Below are 16,818 nucleotides of genomic sequence, written 5' to 3'. Positions count from 1 at the left end.
CCCTTAGTTGGTTGTAGGCAAAACTGCCGGGTTAAAATTATTTTCGGTGATGTAGTAATATATTTTTCCGTTTGATACAAATTGTTGCTCAATCTGCGTAGCCCTTTTAATTTGTTGCACTGATTGGCTTAACAATTTGATATAACTTTCGAACTGATCGAGCGGCATTTTAGACGTGTTCTTCAAATCGCTTACCGCATATTTTGATAAGAATTCGTTATTTAAAGGCAAACCTGTTACCAATTTAATATAGTTGGCCAAAGTCATCGCTTTAATATCGCCTGATGATATTTTCATGCCCAGTAGTTGCTTAGGCATTTTAACGTAATTTTTAACCAGCTTGCTTCTGAAAGAAGACTGATCGGCCTGCAGGTTTTGCCCTAACATAATAGAAAAAACATCTACAATCTGCTTGTATTCCATATTATTTAATACAATGGCATACTGTAAGGTAGAACGATTGTTTTTTACCACATCGGCCGACAGGTTCGCCGTATTGTAATATTTAAAGGCGTTATGTGGCATGCGATCGGCTACTTCTATTCCAACCGGCGCAGGTAATAAACCTTCTACATCAGCTGATAGGTTTTTGCGTGTGATACCTGTTAAACGGAATGCACTGTCTAAAGAACTGATCTGGTTATAAATATCCATATTGGTTTCTTTAACAAAACGGCGTAAAGCAATGGTCATGCTCTGGTTCGAGTTTACCGATCCTTTAGTGGGAAAAACCACTCCACCTTGTATTAAACTGTTTTTAGGATAATCCAAATAGTAAGAAATCGAATCCTGAAGGCTGGTATTATATGGCTGGAAGCTTTTTAAACCCTCGCCTTTAACCATCGTGTTTTTTCTGTATTCAGCAGCGCGGATGGCTGATTCTGATACCAATTTACGAGATTGAATTACAAAATCGTTAAATGACGGGTTAAAATCGCTGTAAACCTGTAGTGCTAAAATCCGGGCATCTGCCAGTGCCACCTGCTCGCTCAGCTCATTAATAAGGTAATTATTGGTACCCCCTACATTGCCTGTACTGCCAACCAAAATAATTAGATTGGTTTCGTTCTTTTTGGCTTTAAATAAATTTAATCCGGCTTTTAGCGCGGCAAAAACAGGTTCTTCCGTAATTTCGCCATTACACCTCAGTGTATTTTTAGCCTGGTTTGACAGGAAAGTCATCAACTGGCGATAATCATCCTGAATCGGACTAACAAAAATTCCCTGCAAGGCGCATCCGGTTTCGCCACGATATACCACACCGCCATAATTTACTTTGGTTCCTTTTCCAAAATCGCCCATTATGCTTTCGAAAGACGCAATGGTATTGGTCATTCCCGCAAGATATTTGGTCATCGGGCTTCCGCCATCTACCACAAAAACCACATTTACCTTGCTTTTATTTTTGCGGAGCTTTAAATAATCCTGATATGATAATGCTGAACCGTTAATGGTTAATATTTTGTTGTCCTTTTTATTGTAAACATCGGCAGCTATACCCACCGCATAAGCACCGGCATCATCAGAAACCACAGGAACACTTCTTAAAATCAGGTTTTCTCTTGGTAACAAAGGATCTACCACGAAAGCTGTTCCGTTGTTTATTCCATTTTTAATCGCTGTTGAAGTAGAATCATCGTTATCATAATTACCAGGCTTAACAGATGTAATATACAACCGATCTCCCCAGCTGTGTACTGCTTCGGCAGAAACCCATCCGTAAATACTTTTTAAGGCGGTATCTGCAACCAGCTGATCGTCAGATCCGATTAAGTATTTTTTACCGTCTTCCGATTTTTTGTAGATATAAGCAATTTCGTGCAACCGCACTTTGGTGCGCCTGTCTTTAAGCTCAGGAGTATTGTAAACCAGGATCGAATCGGTGGTATCGAAATAGAATTTTGGTTCGGTTAGTGCATTTTTGCCGTTGATAATGCCAATGGCTTTTTCGGCATAACCTGTTTTTTGATTAGAGAATGCCCGTTGCCATAAAAGCAGTTTAGATTTTGCTATCCAACCATAACTGATGGCACTTTTTTTATCGTTTATTTTTCTTCCCCTGATCATTCCCGCCTTGTACTTGATTAGTTTCAGGTAACCGTTTTCTTCTTTTGAAACATAAAAAGGCTCCATAAAACTTATTTTTTTCATAATCAGGCTTCCACCTGGAGCAGTAGTGGTATAATTATCTTCGCGGTCGGAAAAAACAATCCAGGGTAAACTGCTGCTACTGGTATTATCGTTAACATTTATGGTTTCGGCTGGCCTTTCATACGATTTAGGCATGTATTTTACTTTTTTGCCAAACGATGCGGGCGATTGTGCATACGCAAAGGATATTCCTAAAAACAGGATGGTTAAGGCATAATATTTTTTCATAATATTGTAGATGAGCTTTAAAATTAGGTTCAGATGTTAAATCTATTTTGTTTTCGCCGCAGCATCAGTAGTTGCTGTTGCCGCAGGCTGGGCTGTTCCCGAATGTTGTTTAATGTTTAACAAACTGGCACAGGTAGAATTGGGCTTAATGGTTAACTGCGCTTCATCAACGGCTATTTCGCCACCAAAAGTTAGCCCCATGCAATAAGAATAAATATCGGTCTGCTTTTTCTTTCCGTTCATCTCCACATTTACCGTTACTTTTTCATTGTTGCACATGTATTTGTTAATGAGGTAATAATAGTTGGAGTTGAAATCGGCACCATTTGCAATGGCCTGTAAGCGGGCCCTGATATCATCAATGGTTTTACGTTCACCATCGCCGGGTGCAACCAGATCTTCCACTATTTCCGCATTGGGATCGGTAATCAGGATGGTTAAAAAAGCAGGCTTACGTGCTTTATCTGAGCGAAGTTTAACGACATATTTTCCTGGAGCGCGGTAAGTGTATAGGGCGGTTTTTCCCTTAACATCAACCCTTCCGGTTTCGCCAAAAGACCATTCGAAATCTTTTCCTTCACCATCGCCCTCCAGCCTGATTTCTTCATTAACCAGACCAGCAGTTGGCCCGCTTATGGTGAGTACGCTATCGATCACCGCTGCTTTCACAGTATCTCGTACGGTTATTGGAAATTCCTGGCGCAGTTCGCCGTCTACCGTTAAACGTACAATATAAGTGTCGGGTTTGGTGTAATGATAGGAGCCTGTTTTTGTAGTTGCTTTTTCGCCGTTACCGAACTCCCATAACCATTTAGTGGCTTTGGGCGTATTGTCGGTAAAAACCAAATCCTCGTTTAAATAAATTTCATCTTTAAGGATCCGTGCATCAATAGCTCTCTTTTCGAACAAAGAGCTTTTAAATAAAAAAATCAGGCCTGTTAAGAGCAGCACAGCCAAAAGGATGTAGAGAATAACGTAGCCTTGCGAATTTGAGTTAACTTGCTTGGTGTTTGTGTCAGACATAGGTAGCGTTTTTTATAGGTTGTGGGATGTTTATCTTGCAGATATGGTTTGCTGCAGCTGACGTCTGTTGGTAATGCAGTCGTCTAATTGCCTTTTGTGCAGTTCGATATCCGTTATGTTTCTATTTTGTTCTTGTCTATCGTAAAATAACCTGTCGTACAATTGCGAGGTTTGAACGAAGATTTTGTATCGTGAATCTGATGCTTTGCGATCAAATGCGGCTTTAATGGAGCCTAACGAAAGCTGAATATCATTCTTTAAAAATACCGCCTGTACATTTGGGTTATAGCGTGTAATTTGTTTAAAGGTGGTGTCAACCGTAGGCATGGTTTCTTTTACCATATTTTCAAAGGCCTCGTTTTCACTAATTTTAACTTCCAGTTCTTCTTTAGAAATTTCGTACCGGGATGTACCGCTGTAAAAAATGCCAAAGCTTAAAAGCCCGACAGTAAAAACAAATAGGGCTAAAAAAAACAAGAATTGTTCCCGTCTTTCTTTTATGCTTAGTTTTATCATAATCTTTAATTATCGACCGTATCTGCCATTTCTAATTTTGTTCGCTGCCGACTGGTTTGCCCGATGGCAGTCGTTTATTTGTTCTTTATATCTTTGAATATCCCCTCTCGATTTGATCAGAGAATCCTGTAAATCGGCCATTGCACCAACATTATTATTGAGTTTTCCGTAGAGATCGAAACTCGGGCTCGCTTCGGTTTTCCTGGTAATCAAATCTTTTATCCTGTTGTTGGCGGTTTGAATGTCGCCCAATAAAATGCTTTGTTTGCTCATTTCATTTGCATTATAATCGCGGTATTGGGCAAGCTCTTTAAAGCGGACTAAAATCAGATCGAAATTGGTATTGATATCTTTTCGTAAATAGGATAGTTTTTCAGTTTCTTTTACTTTTTTATCGAGTAAAGTATACTCATAATCAGAAGCTGCAAAAAAGAGATAAATACAAAGAATGGAGAAGAGTGTTAGGAAAACAAAGTTTAAAATAAACTTCGTATATGAATTCCTAATTTCAGTGGCGTTAATGGGTTTCATATAGATTTAATAGTTTCACATAGCAATTGACTAATAATTAATCTGACATCAACCTCACTAAAAATCATGCAAACCTTTTCAAATTAACATTGTACTATAACAATTTTTAATATTTGTTGTTTGGTTATTAAAAACGATTTTATTTCTTTTACTTTTAACAAACTTTAAGCCAAACATCTATGTCTGAAAATTTTTTCAACAAACCCTTCAGATTTAACTCCATCTTTTCAGGTGCTGGCCTACAGGCAACTAATCTCGGAAAATCGATTTCTAACCACATTGAATTGATTATTTTCACCCGTTTTGGAGAGCATAGATTCCATCGTGATTTCGGATGTGAAATATGGGATCTGGATTTTGAATTAATCGTAAGCGAGAGCATTTGGGAGGAAAAATTCCGCAAATCGTTGCTAAAATCCATTATTGATTATGAATTCAGGATATATAATACCGAGGTAGAAGTACGTATTACTGAGGTCGAAAATGTATACCCACTGCGTAAGATAACCGAGATTAAAAAAAAGGTAGATATTAGTGTTAGCGCACTAATAAAAACCACAGGAGAAAAATATTTTTTCAACACCGCTTTATTTCTTAGCCCACTATCAACATAATCTAAAACGCCCAAAATATTCTACACATGAAACCAGTTTTTTATTCATCAAAAGATGAAATCCGGAACAGAATTTTAAAAAATGCCGAAGATTTTTGGAACGTTAAGGATAGTCATGATTTCGATCCGCTTGTAAAATTGATTATTGAAGCCTTAAGTAACGAACTTTTTAATGTGGCCAATGATGTTAAAAATCTTGAGAATAGAATTTTTGATAAGATCAGCCGCATTTTAGCTCCAGATCATTTAACCTCATCGTTGCCCGCACATGCGATTATCCACGCCAGGCCAATCGAAGATGAGGATTACCTTTCGCCCTATACACAATTTGCCTTTAAGAAAAATATTCAGCAAGAAAATGATAAGGCAAAAAAAATCGATATTTTCTTTAGTCCCTTACACCATGTAAAAGTTCAAAATGCTGCTGTAAAATATATTGCCACCGGAAATACCCTTTTTAATGTTGAGCAATTGAGCAAGCAACCTGTTTTGAACACTTTACCCGGCTCAGCAATAGAAAAAAATACCATCTACATTGGTTTTAGTGGTATAAAAAACTGGATGGATTTTAATAAACTGAATTTATTTTTTGACTGGAAAAATTATTCGGTGCCTGAAAATACTTACGATCTGTTATCCTTAGGGAAATGGTTCTACAAAGACAATGAGCTTAGTGCTTATACCGAACGCTTTATGGACGAGCCTTTAACAGGAAAACAAGAGGCGCCTTTTCAGCATAAACAACTGCTTAATCTGATTAAGGCTGATGTGCTCCAGTTTTACAGCAACAGGTTTATTACCCTTGGCGATCTCAACGACTTTAACATTGATGAAAGCAAAGAATTGCCAGGTGCTTTTGAAAACATTTTCCAGTCAGCCAGCTTAAACCAGATTGATGAAAAAGTGAAATGGCTTAAAGTGGTTTTTCCTGCGGCCATCAATCAGGAAATGCTGAACGAACTTCATATCTACATCAATGCATTTCCGGTGGTGAATAAAAGGTTAAGCCAGATAAAACACCGGCTTAAAACGATGAATAACATCATCCCGATTAAAACCGAAGCGATGGACCAAATGCTGGCAGTAGAAAATCTGAAAGACAATAAAGGCAAAAGTTATAACGAAATTCCATACACCAATGAGAACGATAAGGGTGATGGTTCGTTCTCAATCAGATATGGTGGCACCGAGCGTTTCGATACGAGAAATGCAAAAGAACTGGTCGATTATTTGTTTGAATTGCTGAGAGATGAAAAGGCTTCCTTTTCTGCCTATGGCCCTGATTTTTTAAGTACTGTGCTCAAAAATTTAGAGCAAAACATTGCCCTAATTGAGCAAAAGAGCCGTTCGGCATTAAAAGACATCAAAGAATTACCCAGCTATATTGTTTTAAAACCGATTGATGATGCCGATATTCTATTTTTGGATATCTGGGTTACACAGGCCGAAGAGGCTAACCACATTAATGCAGGCAGCCGATTAGTGACCTACGATAATAGCAAAGTTAATGCAGAGAGCATTTTTTTATTGAGCCAAACAAAAGGAGGCCGCAGCCGGCTAAATGCGGCCAACCGCGTTCAGGCTTACAAGTATGGACTAACTACTGCAGATCGAATTATTACCAGGGCAGATGTAATTAACTTTTGCCGTTACGAATTGGCCCAAAAGCTTAAAGGCATTACTTTAGCCAAAGGTATTGTGATGGATAACAGGCCCAATGCTGGATTTATTAAAACCACCGATATTATAATTGAGCCGGCAGATAACCTAAACCTTACGCCGCAAGACTGGGAAGAACTGCTTGGCCTTACCCTGGCTAAATTAAAATTAAGGAGCACCATGAATGTGCATTACCGCTTACTATTAAAGCCAACGGTATATAAAATGGTTTAAGGTGCTAAGATGGATATGCTGGTTTGTAAGTAGTTAGTAAAAATGAATTGCTTCTTTGTTTCTTCCTGCAATTAAATATATACCGTATATCCTAAATAGGCGCTTTCGCCATCTGCACTCAATACTGTTTCCTGAAAATCGGTTGCGGTAAGCAGCTCAACACTTACCTCCGCATCAAGCGGCATGAGGTAACTCAGCGCCATATCCAAAATGGCCCTGTTCTTTTGACCCGGAATAAAGCCAATCAGCTCTTGTGGTGTGGTGGGACCAATATTAACATGATAAGCCTCATGTTCTGGCATAAAACTATCCCCAATAATGGTATCAATGCCTAGTGCGCTGGTGCCAAGCTCCATCTGCAGTTCATCTGCAATTTTTAACGGGCCAATATTAGCCGTAGTATCAACAAGGTTTACCGGCAAATTAAACAAGGCGGTAAGCACTTTAGATACAAAGCCAATATCATTTCTTTTTAGTTGAATTTCGGGCAATAGATGCATCCAGATGATGCTTTGTTCTTTATTCAATAGGTTAAATTCACCCCAGCCAAATTCGAATATCTGGCTTAAATCAGAATAAGTAGTTTTTTTATCGAGCCTGTTTTCATAAAGCTCGGTCATAATCCTTACATGATTAATTTCAGCATCAAAGGGGGTGAAAAACAACCTCGCCTGCTTTTCTTCTTCTCTCCTATCCCTGATATCCTTAATCATCGACTCCTCATCCATCCCTGCACTGCCTGTTGGCGGCCGATGAAAAAGCCCTTCGGGCAGCATATCATATAAACTTTCTCTATTGGTGTTGATGCGGATACGGTCGTGCCTTCTTCTTTCAGTATAATAGGTACTGGTGTTTTCAATATCTTTTGCAAAAGCACGCTTATCTGGCCCTATTGGGATAACTTCAACACGATCAGCATCTATTACTTCACGCTCTATTAAGTCGGCAGCATGGGCTACCGCTTTATAATCGGTAAAGAGTTCGTTATTAATCAAAGTTCCTTTTTTCATTTAAACTTTAAGCTTGCTTATTTGTTATAGGTTAAATTTATATTATCGAAAAAAAATAGGATTATAATCAAATACTAAAGATACTATATTTGTAATACATCACATCTATAAAAATTAATGGACGTTCAATCATTTTTTATTCGCTTTCTCTTATTTCCGCTGATTTTCCTTATCTCAACGGCGGTTCTTTCCATCATTAATAAAAAGAACCAGTTTCTTAATAACAAAAGACTTATCGTAAGTGTTCTGCTCATCGGTATTATTTTAGCTGCTCCAGGTTTCCTGGGTTTTCTGAACTTTAATTTTATGCCCTGGGGTTATATTATTTGCTGTATTTTTTATCTTTTAATGGGTACAGTTTTCGTTTACCTGTTAACTAAATACTACCCAAAAGACCTACTGGAACGCAAGGTTTTTATCTTTTTCGCCACACTAATCTCGGCTATTTTAGCTGTTTATTTATTTCAGCTGGCCTTTAACTGGTTAAGCTCAGTAAATTTTGGGTGGTTTGGTGCGGGCAGCATCACCTGCTTTTTTGTTCCGCTTATTTTTTGGTGGGCTTATGTTTCATTGCTCGGCATCCCTTCGGAAATCTATAAAATCTGGAAATATCCTGATACGCCCCTGGACATCAATATGGACCATGTCGATTTTAACAGGCTATTGGTACTGGAACTGGAACTGTATAAAAAAAGTACCGATCCAGAGCCCCTTAAAGTAAAAGTTAAAGCGGTAGAAAACATGAATTTTGGTACCTGGTTCCATAAGTTTATTGACGATTATAACCTGAAGTTTGCCAAAAGCCCGGTAGCGTTTAAAGGCGATGACCAGGAGAATTATAAATGGATTTTCTTTATTAAAACCTCCTTTTTTAAACGCAATATTTTTATTGATCCGGATCTGGATATTGTAGAAAATGGCATTACCGAAAAAATGACGATTTATGCCAAACGCGTTTCAGAAAATGTAAATAAGCCTAATGAAGTTGGAGAAAGTGCTATCTTTATCTAACCTATATAAAAACATTTACCATGATAAAGCCGCTAAAATATAAATCCATTAACTGGATTAATGGCATGAAGCTTTCTAGTGATCATTTTACAGTAAGCGACCTCTATTTACAGGATTTTGTTCGGGATGCCGTATCTATACATTTAAATAATAGCAATTATGGGTTCTTACCGCCGTTTACCGGTTACAAAAGTTCGCATGATATTGAGATTATTGAAAAAGCAACCAACCATATCGAGGTAAGGGTAAGATATTGTAATGCCATTACACCTGAAGGCTGCCACATTGATATTGTACAATCAGATAACATGGACACGCTGGTACACAACCATTATTTTGGTCAGTCAGAACCGCGTAACTACGTTATTTTATTGGTGGTGAGTCCGTTTAACCGCGTCCCAACAGGCACACCAAATCCCGAAGAAAGCCCAATCCGTTATCCGGAGTTGGCAAAAAGCTACTCCATTGCCGTTTTACCTGAGAGCGAAGTAAGCACACAAACTGCCGACAGTTATTTTCTAACTATCGGGCAGGTTTATTACGAGAACGGAAGATTAACGATCAACAACAATTATATACCGCCCAGTTCAACCATAACCAGTCATCCGGCCCTGATCAGATACTATGAATCTTTTAGTGTTTTACTAAATGATTTACAGCTGGCGGCTTTTAAAATTATTGATAAAACGGGAGGACGTGATAATATTACCCCGCTAGGCAAGAATATCCGTTTGATCTCGGAGAAAATTGTAGATTATATTGCAGGTTTATTTTACGAATACAGAAACATTGCACACCGTGAATCGCCGGCAGTTCTAACCGGTTATTTCTCCAGTCTGGCTCATATCTTTTTTACAGCCATTAAACTGATTGATCCCCGTGAAAGAGAAGAACTGCTTAAGTATTTTTACGAGTGGAAAGATGTAACTCCAGGAAACTTTGAAGAGCTATTAGCCAAAACCATCGAACTGGTTTACGATCATAAACAAATTAATAACAGTATGCTAATGGCCAGCGAGTTTATGAATGTACTGGTGGCGCTTTGGAATAAGTTGAGTGGATTAGAATATATTGGCCAGCGCAAAGAAAATATTGTGGTTGCCGAACAGCAGGTTGTACAGCAGGTACAGGCCAGAAAAACCTGGACATTGCTCGATTAAAATTATTTCTCGGAGTAAATTGATAATGAAGCTGTACCCATAACCAGGTACAGCTTTTTTTTCTTATAAATTTAGAAATTAACCAGGGCTTGCCCATCATAATAGCTAGGCGCAGTAATTCCTAAAAACTTTAATATGGTTGGTGGCACGCTATATAAATAAGGTGCGCCATGGTAATCGGTTATTTTACGTTTAAATATAGGTGTAGTTAAAGCACTCCATGTAACCGTTGCGCTGTTTTTGGTGAGGATGCTAATTTGAGGGGTAACCAAACTTCCATTATAGGTGGTTCCGCTTCCTTCGTTTCCTTTGGTGTATAAAACCAGATTAGCGTATTGCGGGTGTGCTGAAGTTAAAGCAGTAAAGCTGTAAGCGCTAATGCTTGTTGCAGGCAGTGCAGATTTAAACAACCTGATTTCTGAGATATTACCTGTAAAGTATGGGCTGTAATTTCCGGTACCATCTTGCCCGATCTGAAAGGCAATATTACTCTGCAAATCGCCAACTGCCGAGATATTACCTTCGGCTACCTGAACCCCGCCATCGTACATGGTTGCTTTCTGCGTGCTGCGATTAACCACTATCGCCACCTGGTGCCACAACTGATCGGTTAAATCAACACCATCAATATCCAACCTATGGGTGCCATCGCCAAAGTTTGCTCTGATTACCCCGTTTCTATTGGCAATGATAATTCCTTTATTGTAACCACTTGCCCAGTTTTTGTTTCCGATAATTACCGGATCGCTTGTGGCAGTTGTTGCCCTTGCCCTAAACTCGATGGTAAAACTACTGGTTGCGCTAAGATTAAGACTACTGAGCGTAGGCAACTGACCATAAACATTGGTTTTAAAATTAACAGTAGAGATGCTGTGTGGCGTCGATTCTGTTGAGGTGGTTGGTAAAGCATTAACCAATTGAGGAGCAATGGCACTGTTGTTTAAAATGATAAATGCATTTTGTTCCAGGTAACTTGCACCACCATGACTTAAATCTCCACCATGATCTGTTGCCACAACGATTAACCAATCTTCATTATTATAAGTTGGTCTTGCTTTTAAAGCAGTTAATATCCTTCCTACGCGCAAATCGACCGCTTTTACCGAATCCATGTACATTTGCGTTGTGGTTCTGTAATTGCTGGCATGACCGGCATGATCAACATTATCGAAATGGCAAAATGCAACATCGGTATTGCTGGTGGTAATTTCCTGAATAATCCTGGTTTCGGTAGCATTATCATTTGCGCTGTTCTGTTTCACGGTTACATCAGGGGTTGCCACTATATAGCTATTGATTGAAGACCAGGTAACAATTGATGCGGTGCGCAACGCAGGCAAACTGGTTTTAATCTGCCTAAAAAAAGACGGGTAGTTTACAAAATCAGAACCCGAAAAACTATTATCGGATGCTTTGTGCTTGGCTACGCCCACACCGGTAAACAATGCCGACCAGCCATTTGATGACCATGTAGGCACCTGGGCCAATGCATTGGTACTGGTGTACGACTGATCCATTAAGGTTTTAAGGTTTGGTGCGTTTGTGGCCGTAATTGCTTTCCATACACAGCCATCAATACCAATAAACAAAACCTTTTTAGGTTTCACAACCAATGCACTCTTTGCTAAAGATTGTTCATCTGAAATTTGTTTTTCTTCTTGAATTGTCGTGCCGGCCTTTTTACAGGACATGATGGACAAAGCCGTTAACAAAATTAGGGATGGTAAAAGTTTTAATGTTTTCATAGTTAAGTTAAGGTTAAAATATTGTTTACATAAAATACAATTTTGTTTAACTAAACTAAACAAACGAATTGACAATTACAAAATTTTATTTCTTAAAATACTACATACTAGCGTGTTTAATACTACTCAATAATTGTTAGGTATATTGTCGCCTTAAATAACTTAAAACTGTATAACGGCTGATATCTATATTAAACGGGTCTATTTACCGGTTTTTTTAGGCCCGCGGTTGTCTAGAAACTCCCATTCTAATAGATGCGCTACCTGGTGTTCTTTTTTTACAATTTCATCAAACCGTTTTGCCAGTTCCGGATGTTCGGCAGCTACATCTTGCGCTTCAAAACGATCATTTTTAATGTTGAAGATCTGCCAGGCGGTATTTTTCGGGTTTTTACGCACGGCTGTTTTAACACCTTTCCAATCACCCATCCTGATGGCGAGCTGACCTCCGTTTTCGGGATATTCCCAATAAATATATTCGCGTTGTTTTTGTTTGGCAGGTGTTCCCAACAAAGTTGGCAGTAATGAAATGCCATCGGTGTTATTGGCTTTTGTTCCTGTTATTTCTGCAAAGGTAGCCATCATATCAAACTGTACCGATGCAAAATCGCTCACTGAATTTGCGGGGATTTTGCCTGGCCAGCGGGCAACTAAAGGTTCTCTTATTCCACCTTCATAAACATCCATTTTCAAACCCCTTGAACCGTTAACACTATTAAAAAATTTCGCATCAACGCCGCCATTAAAAGTAGCCCCATTATCACTCGAGAACATAATGATGGTATTATCATCAAGCCCCAGCTTCTTAATTTCCGCTAAAATAATGCCTACCTGATCATCTAAATACGTAATCATTGCTGCATAGGTTGATAAGGGATATTTAGTAGCGGCATAACCTTTTTGTCCGTAATATGGCCTTTCATTAAACAATCCTATGTATTTTTTGATGTATGCTTCTGGTGCCTGTAGCGAAACATGCGGGATAGTATAAGGCATGTAAAGAAAAAATGGTGCGTCCTTATGCCCTTCAATAAAATGGACCGCTTTTTTAGTGATCAGATCTTGCGAGTATTCTTTTCCTTTGAAATAATCCCAGTCGGCATCATGAAGTGTTTTTGTGCTGTCTAACTGGCGATGAACATCAATAAATGTATTGTTTAATGGAACCACCTGATCGTTTTCCCACAAATGGGTTGGGTAAAAGCTATGCGATTGCTTTTGATCTAAATAACCGTAATAATAATCAAAACCTTGTTTTAAGGGCGAACCTGAGGTATTATTCATTCCCAGCCCCCATTTTCCCGTTAATGCTGTGGCGTAACCAACTTGCTTCAACATTTTAGGAATTGTAAAAACGCCTTCGGGCAAAGGCATTTGTCCGGCCTCTAAACTATCAGGAAAACCACCCATTTCGTAATTTCCGCGGATATAGGAATGCCCTCCATGTTTACCAGTCATTAACATACACCTTGCGGGTGCACAAACGGGCGTACTGGTATAATGCTGCGTAAATTTCATCCCCTCTTTGGCCAACCGATCCAAATGAGGTGTTTTTATTTTTGTTTGTCCATATGGGCCGATATCAGCATAACCCAGGTCGTCTGCATAAATGTAAATGATATTAGGTAGTCTTTTGCCTGCCTTATTTGTTTTTTGCTGCGCCAATACCGATACCGCCATCATCATTACAGCAGCAAAAAACAGACACTTTTTTAATCCGGTCATAATTTTAGGTTTACATTACCAGCTTCTCACTTAAACCAGCAATAAAGATTTCTAATAAAAGTATCACCAGAAATCTGCTTAATCAAGCCTAAAAATCACGCAAACGATTGACCAATTTTATTGTTACTCAACAAATTAATTCAATTATTGATAAAATAAAATCCCGGTAGAAAATCACAAAACAAAAAAGACTCAGCTTATAAAAGCCAAGTCCATCAAAATCTATAAAGAATACTTGTTAATCGAAAGCAATCTGTTGCGGACCTGAGATTTTATCGATGTGACACGCGCACTTGCCGCCGCTAACTTTAATGATACCAGATTTAGTCTGACTAGTTTCTACTGATGTACCCGTAATTTTTAAATCATCCCCTTCTTCAGACAAGCTTTGAATATTACCATCATCAACTACAACAAAGGCTCCTTTTATGGTATTAATCGAAATGCTAGAATTGGCCTGCAGTTTCTCTCCGGTTCGCTGGTTGACTACTTTAAAGTCTTTTACTTCGGTAGCCTCGCCTTTGTTGTTTACAAACCTGATCCCTACCGAGGCAAACTGGTAAGTACACATTTTCTTTTCACAATCAGAAGTTTTATTTTTTTTGCACGAAAGCAGGGCCATACCCATTAATAATAGCAGCGTTATTTTTTTCATCGTTTTCCGGTTTTTAAGGAGAAACGACAAAAGCGATTAAAACGCTACAAATAATTAGCTACGAAAATGACCTTCGAATAATAGTTTGATTTCTAGCCGTATCGGGTATTTGTGACGGATAGCTTTTTCACCAAGAAGCTTTTAACACGTTAACCAGCATTCTTGTACCCGCATCTTTCACTGCAAATAGCCTTACCAAAAACATCAACCAGATAAAAACTATAAAAATCAAAATAAAGGGGTCCTGAAAAAGACAAATCAGTACAATAATGCCTGTTAATAGGATTTCAAAGGTTAAAGTGATATAAAAAGTAAAAGTGATACTTCCACCTTCAGGGTTAATTTCGAATATTCCTCCGTCTACACGACGAAAGGTTTCACTCCGGGAACCCAATCGCCATATATTATCCTTAAAGTCTATACCCTTTTGATCTTGTCTAGTTACATTATAACCTGACTTATCAAGTTCAAATAATATATTTTTAATTAAGTCAGTATTTGACAAATTCGTTTGAGCTACCCGTTTTTTGTATTGTATTTTAAACATTTTGAAAATCTACGCCAATATTTAAGGTTCAGGTAAGTGATTTGCCGGACCAATATAATAAGGTTTTCCTGCTATTATTGTAATGCCTTTAGATGATTGTTTATAGAGCGAAAAAGGTCATAGCGAGATCTTAAGGCTAGTGTGATTCTTATGATAAATGGGAATCTTTACTACTCACCGTTATACGCTCATTAAACAAGAATACCCGCCTAGGCATTCAAACTAATTTTATTTTTATTCTTCACAAGCCATAGGCCTGTAACGGCTTCGCAACAATCAACTCACATCTTATTTAGCTCATTAATTAAGATTGCTATTCCCATTCCCGTTAAAATCAATCCTCCTAAAAATATTTTCAGTTCCGCTACAAATAGCATATCGCTTGATTTATGTTTATAGAATCTGTTTCTAATCATTAAGATTATTCCAATTATCATGGTAACAAAACCTATTGAAAAAAGTGTGATGTCCATACTTTATTTATCCATAATAAGGTAGGCTGCCGAGCTTAAAGTAATACTAATTGACAACCTTCTTTAGCTCATCATATAAAACCAACAGCCCAAACAAGGTTAAAACTGAAGAACCTAAAAACACCCTCAATTTAGCAACAAACAGCATATCGCTTGTTTTATATTTGTAAAACTTATGGTTCAATATCAAAACCACGCCCAATATTGCAGCTATAATACCAACTATGAAAAATTGAATATTCATATTAATTTTTGTCTTTCTTTTTCATCAATTCTTCAGACATGCTTTTTGCCACTTATTGCCCCCCTGTTAAGAAATTGTTACCACCTTCCATCAGGATTAGTAAACTTAATAGGATTATCAAATCCATAGTTATATGGTGACCATCTTCTACCAGGCTCTGCCTGCTAAGACTAGATGGGGACGCTAAGACCAGAAAGGCACCCAACTCGCCAAACTATATTCCCGAACATATGGAGCCTCAAAGCCAGGCTAATCAAACTGGAACTCTTACAAAAATAACAAAGCCCAACAGTTTTAAACTGCTGGACTTTGATTTTGTCTTAGGCAGAAGTCACCCTGCACTTAACACTTGCGCCAGATTGGAGATTAATTCTATTATTTAAAAATAAGAATAAAAATATTAAGGATTATAATTACAGATATTCTCCAATAATTTGTTGAATTAAAAACATCACTATTGTTTTTTCTATTTAAAAATATATACAAGCTAACAGATAAAATCAGTAAGGCTTCTATAAGATAAAAGAACCAGCCCAGTTCTCCAAACATTTTAACTGTACAAGCACCAATAATTAACCAGATTAAAGCATATAAGATCCCAAATGATATTGAGCGAAAAATCCTTTTTTCATTTTTCACAGCGAACAAATACCAACAAAAAGCCAAATAATAAAAACTCAACAAGCAACAAGATACTAGTGCTGGAACAACAGAGCCTGTTTCTAATATAATTGATGAAATAGCTATTCCTCCAAATATTAGCTCTTCTGGTTTAAACCCTTTTAACAACATAATTGATAGACAAATAAAAGTATACCAATAACAACGAAAAACAGCCAATATTTTCTGTAAGACGACCAGCCATCATTTATGGAAAACCTAAGCAATATTCCTAAAAAAATAATTAAGACTGGTGCCAAAAAACCAATAAAAATCTGAAAACTCATAAATTTAAAAAAATATACTACACCAATAATTAGAAAAAAATAACAACCAATTTCTAGGAATAATACTTCCTTTATCAAAAACTTTCTAAGCCCTCTGTTTTTTTCTTATGCAAGATCCACCTTTTATTTGATGTTTGTAAATGAGGGCAGTTTTATTACATATTCAGTTTTTTGTTGCCTCCGTTTTGGCCTTAGCGAGACGCTAAGACTAGATGGTCAAAGCGATTAAAACGCTACAAAGAATCGGGCTTAAGGCTTATAATGATCGAAATGTCTAGTCCTTGAAAAAGTTGACTATTTATTTTACTAAATTATAAAAATAAAAGAACCATTAAAATCTATTTTG

The 16,818-nt window shown here is 37.7% G+C and carries 15 protein-coding genes; 4 read left to right on the top strand and 11 right to left on the bottom strand.

The window, feature by feature from the left end; genetic code table 11:
* Positions 1-3: 3 nt before the first annotated feature.
* The 4 genes from tssR to tssO (AC07YT_RS21070) are packed head-to-tail and all read right to left on the bottom strand — an operon-like array spanning position 4 to position 4,449.
* Positions 4-2,379, bottom strand: coding sequence for a type VI secretion system protein TssR domain-containing protein (gene tssR / locus AC07YT_RS21085; protein ID WP_086548627.1), 2,376 nt, complete (start codon positions 2,377-2,379; stop codon positions 4-6).
* Between the two features lie 42 nt (positions 2,380-2,421).
* On the bottom strand, positions 2,422-3,402 hold the full coding sequence (locus AC07YT_RS21080) for a PKD domain-containing protein (protein WP_086548626.1): 981 nt from the start codon (positions 3,400-3,402) through the stop codon (positions 2,422-2,424).
* 30 nt (positions 3,403-3,432) lie between these two features.
* Positions 3,433-3,918: a type VI secretion system TssO gene (tssO, locus tag AC07YT_RS21075; protein ID WP_086548625.1), complete on the bottom strand. Its 486-nt coding sequence runs from the start codon at positions 3,916-3,918 to the stop codon at positions 3,433-3,435.
* Positions 3,919-3,927: 9 nt separating this feature from the next.
* Positions 3,928-4,449 (bottom strand): type VI secretion system TssO, encoded by a 522-nt coding sequence (tssO, locus tag AC07YT_RS21070; protein ID WP_086548624.1) that lies wholly within the window; start codon positions 4,447-4,449, stop codon positions 3,928-3,930.
* 179 nt (positions 4,450-4,628) lie between these two features.
* On the opposite strand from tssO (AC07YT_RS21070), the gene AC07YT_RS21065 reads away from it, so the two are divergent.
* Together AC07YT_RS21065 and AC07YT_RS21060 are read left to right on the top strand one after the other, a co-directional pair.
* Positions 4,629-5,063, top strand: coding sequence for a GPW/gp25 family protein (locus AC07YT_RS21065; RefSeq protein WP_086548623.1), 435 nt, complete (start codon positions 4,629-4,631; stop codon positions 5,061-5,063).
* A gap of 26 nt (positions 5,064-5,089) precedes the next feature.
* A complete protein-coding gene (locus AC07YT_RS21060; RefSeq protein ID WP_086548622.1) occupies positions 5,090-6,955 on the top strand; it encodes a type VI secretion system baseplate subunit TssF in 1,866 nt (621 codons plus the stop codon).
* A 71-nt stretch (positions 6,956-7,026) separates the two neighbouring features.
* Here the strand turns inward: AC07YT_RS21060 and AC07YT_RS21055 are convergent, their stop codons facing one another.
* Positions 7,027-7,965, bottom strand: coding sequence for a type VI secretion system baseplate subunit TssG (locus tag AC07YT_RS21055; protein ID WP_086548621.1), 939 nt, complete (start codon positions 7,963-7,965; stop codon positions 7,027-7,029).
* Positions 7,966-8,082: 117 nt separating this feature from the next.
* Between AC07YT_RS21055 and AC07YT_RS21050 the strand changes: the two genes are divergently transcribed.
* Together AC07YT_RS21050 and AC07YT_RS21045 are read left to right on the top strand one after the other, a co-directional pair.
* Complete coding sequence (locus AC07YT_RS21050) at positions 8,083-8,976, top strand: TssN family type VI secretion system protein (RefSeq protein ID WP_086548620.1); 894 nt, start codon at positions 8,083-8,085, stop codon at positions 8,974-8,976.
* A 20-nt stretch (positions 8,977-8,996) separates the two neighbouring features.
* The gene (locus AC07YT_RS21045) at positions 8,997-10,136 is read left to right on the top strand and encodes a hypothetical protein (protein ID WP_086548619.1); all 1,140 of its coding nucleotides are present in this window, start codon (positions 8,997-8,999) and stop codon (positions 10,134-10,136) included.
* 71 nt (positions 10,137-10,207) lie between these two features.
* Here AC07YT_RS21045 and AC07YT_RS21040 read toward each other — a convergent pair whose 3' ends face one another.
* The 6 genes from AC07YT_RS21040 to AC07YT_RS21015 all read right to left on the bottom strand — a co-directional run bounded on the left by AC07YT_RS21040 (position 10,208) and on the right by AC07YT_RS21015 (position 16,317).
* On the bottom strand, positions 10,208-11,881 hold the full coding sequence (locus AC07YT_RS21040; protein WP_086548618.1) for an alkaline phosphatase family protein: 1,674 nt from the start codon (positions 11,879-11,881) through the stop codon (positions 10,208-10,210).
* A 201-nt stretch (positions 11,882-12,082) separates the two neighbouring features.
* Complete coding sequence (locus tag AC07YT_RS21035) at positions 12,083-13,606, bottom strand: arylsulfatase (RefSeq protein ID WP_086548617.1); 1,524 nt, start codon at positions 13,604-13,606, stop codon at positions 12,083-12,085.
* A gap of 238 nt (positions 13,607-13,844) precedes the next feature.
* Complete coding sequence (locus tag AC07YT_RS21030) at positions 13,845-14,261, bottom strand: hypothetical protein (RefSeq protein ID WP_086548616.1); 417 nt, start codon at positions 14,259-14,261, stop codon at positions 13,845-13,847.
* 127 nt (positions 14,262-14,388) lie between these two features.
* Positions 14,389-14,808 (bottom strand): hypothetical protein, encoded by a 420-nt coding sequence (locus tag AC07YT_RS21025; protein WP_086548615.1) that lies wholly within the window; start codon positions 14,806-14,808, stop codon positions 14,389-14,391.
* Positions 14,809-15,327: 519 nt separating this feature from the next.
* The gene (locus tag AC07YT_RS21020; protein WP_086548614.1) at positions 15,328-15,525 is read right to left on the bottom strand and encodes a hypothetical protein; all 198 of its coding nucleotides are present in this window, start codon (positions 15,523-15,525) and stop codon (positions 15,328-15,330) included.
* Between the two features lie 375 nt (positions 15,526-15,900).
* Positions 15,901-16,317, bottom strand: coding sequence for a hypothetical protein (locus tag AC07YT_RS21015; RefSeq protein WP_086548613.1), 417 nt, complete (start codon positions 16,315-16,317; stop codon positions 15,901-15,903).
* Positions 16,318-16,818: the final 501 nt, after the last annotated feature.

Source organism: Pedobacter sp. GW460-11-11-14-TSB4 (assembly GCF_059423705.1).
The sequence above is the reverse complement of the archived record's forward strand: the minus strand, read 5'-3'. Positions and strand labels throughout refer to the sequence as shown.

What these genes read in the sequence shown, in the direction of transcription:
- tssR (WP_086548627.1), bottom strand. Translation starts at nt 2,379, where the DNA reads ATGAAAAAATATTATGCCTTAACCATCCTGTTTTTAGGAATATCCTTT.
- AC07YT_RS21080 (WP_086548626.1), bottom strand. Translation starts at nt 3,402, where the DNA reads ATGTCTGACACAAACACCAAGCAAGTTAACTCAAATTCGCAAGGCTAC.
- tssO (WP_086548625.1), bottom strand. Translation starts at nt 3,918, where the DNA reads ATGATAAAACTAAGCATAAAAGAAAGACGGGAACAATTCTTGTTTTTT.
- tssO (WP_086548624.1), bottom strand. Translation starts at nt 4,449, where the DNA reads ATGAAACCCATTAACGCCACTGAAATTAGGAATTCATATACGAAGTTT.
- AC07YT_RS21065 (WP_086548623.1), top strand. Translation starts at nt 4,629, where the DNA reads ATGTCTGAAAATTTTTTCAACAAACCCTTCAGATTTAACTCCATCTTT.
- AC07YT_RS21060 (WP_086548622.1), top strand. Translation starts at nt 5,090, where the DNA reads ATGAAACCAGTTTTTTATTCATCAAAAGATGAAATCCGGAACAGAATT.
- AC07YT_RS21055 (WP_086548621.1), bottom strand. Translation starts at nt 7,965, where the DNA reads ATGAAAAAAGGAACTTTGATTAATAACGAACTCTTTACCGATTATAAA.
- AC07YT_RS21050 (WP_086548620.1), top strand. Translation starts at nt 8,083, where the DNA reads ATGGACGTTCAATCATTTTTTATTCGCTTTCTCTTATTTCCGCTGATT.
- AC07YT_RS21045 (WP_086548619.1), top strand. Translation starts at nt 8,997, where the DNA reads ATGATAAAGCCGCTAAAATATAAATCCATTAACTGGATTAATGGCATG.
- AC07YT_RS21040 (WP_086548618.1), bottom strand. Translation starts at nt 11,881, where the DNA reads ATGAAAACATTAAAACTTTTACCATCCCTAATTTTGTTAACGGCTTTG.
- AC07YT_RS21035 (WP_086548617.1), bottom strand. Translation starts at nt 13,606, where the DNA reads ATGACCGGATTAAAAAAGTGTCTGTTTTTTGCTGCTGTAATGATGATG.
- AC07YT_RS21030 (WP_086548616.1), bottom strand. Translation starts at nt 14,261, where the DNA reads ATGAAAAAAATAACGCTGCTATTATTAATGGGTATGGCCCTGCTTTCG.
- AC07YT_RS21025 (WP_086548615.1), bottom strand. Translation starts at nt 14,808, where the DNA reads ATGTTTAAAATACAATACAAAAAACGGGTAGCTCAAACGAATTTGTCA.
- AC07YT_RS21020 (WP_086548614.1), bottom strand. Translation starts at nt 15,525, where the DNA reads ATGAATATTCAATTTTTCATAGTTGGTATTATAGCTGCAATATTGGGC.
- AC07YT_RS21015 (WP_086548613.1), bottom strand. Translation starts at nt 16,317, where the DNA reads ATGTTGTTAAAAGGGTTTAAACCAGAAGAGCTAATATTTGGAGGAATA.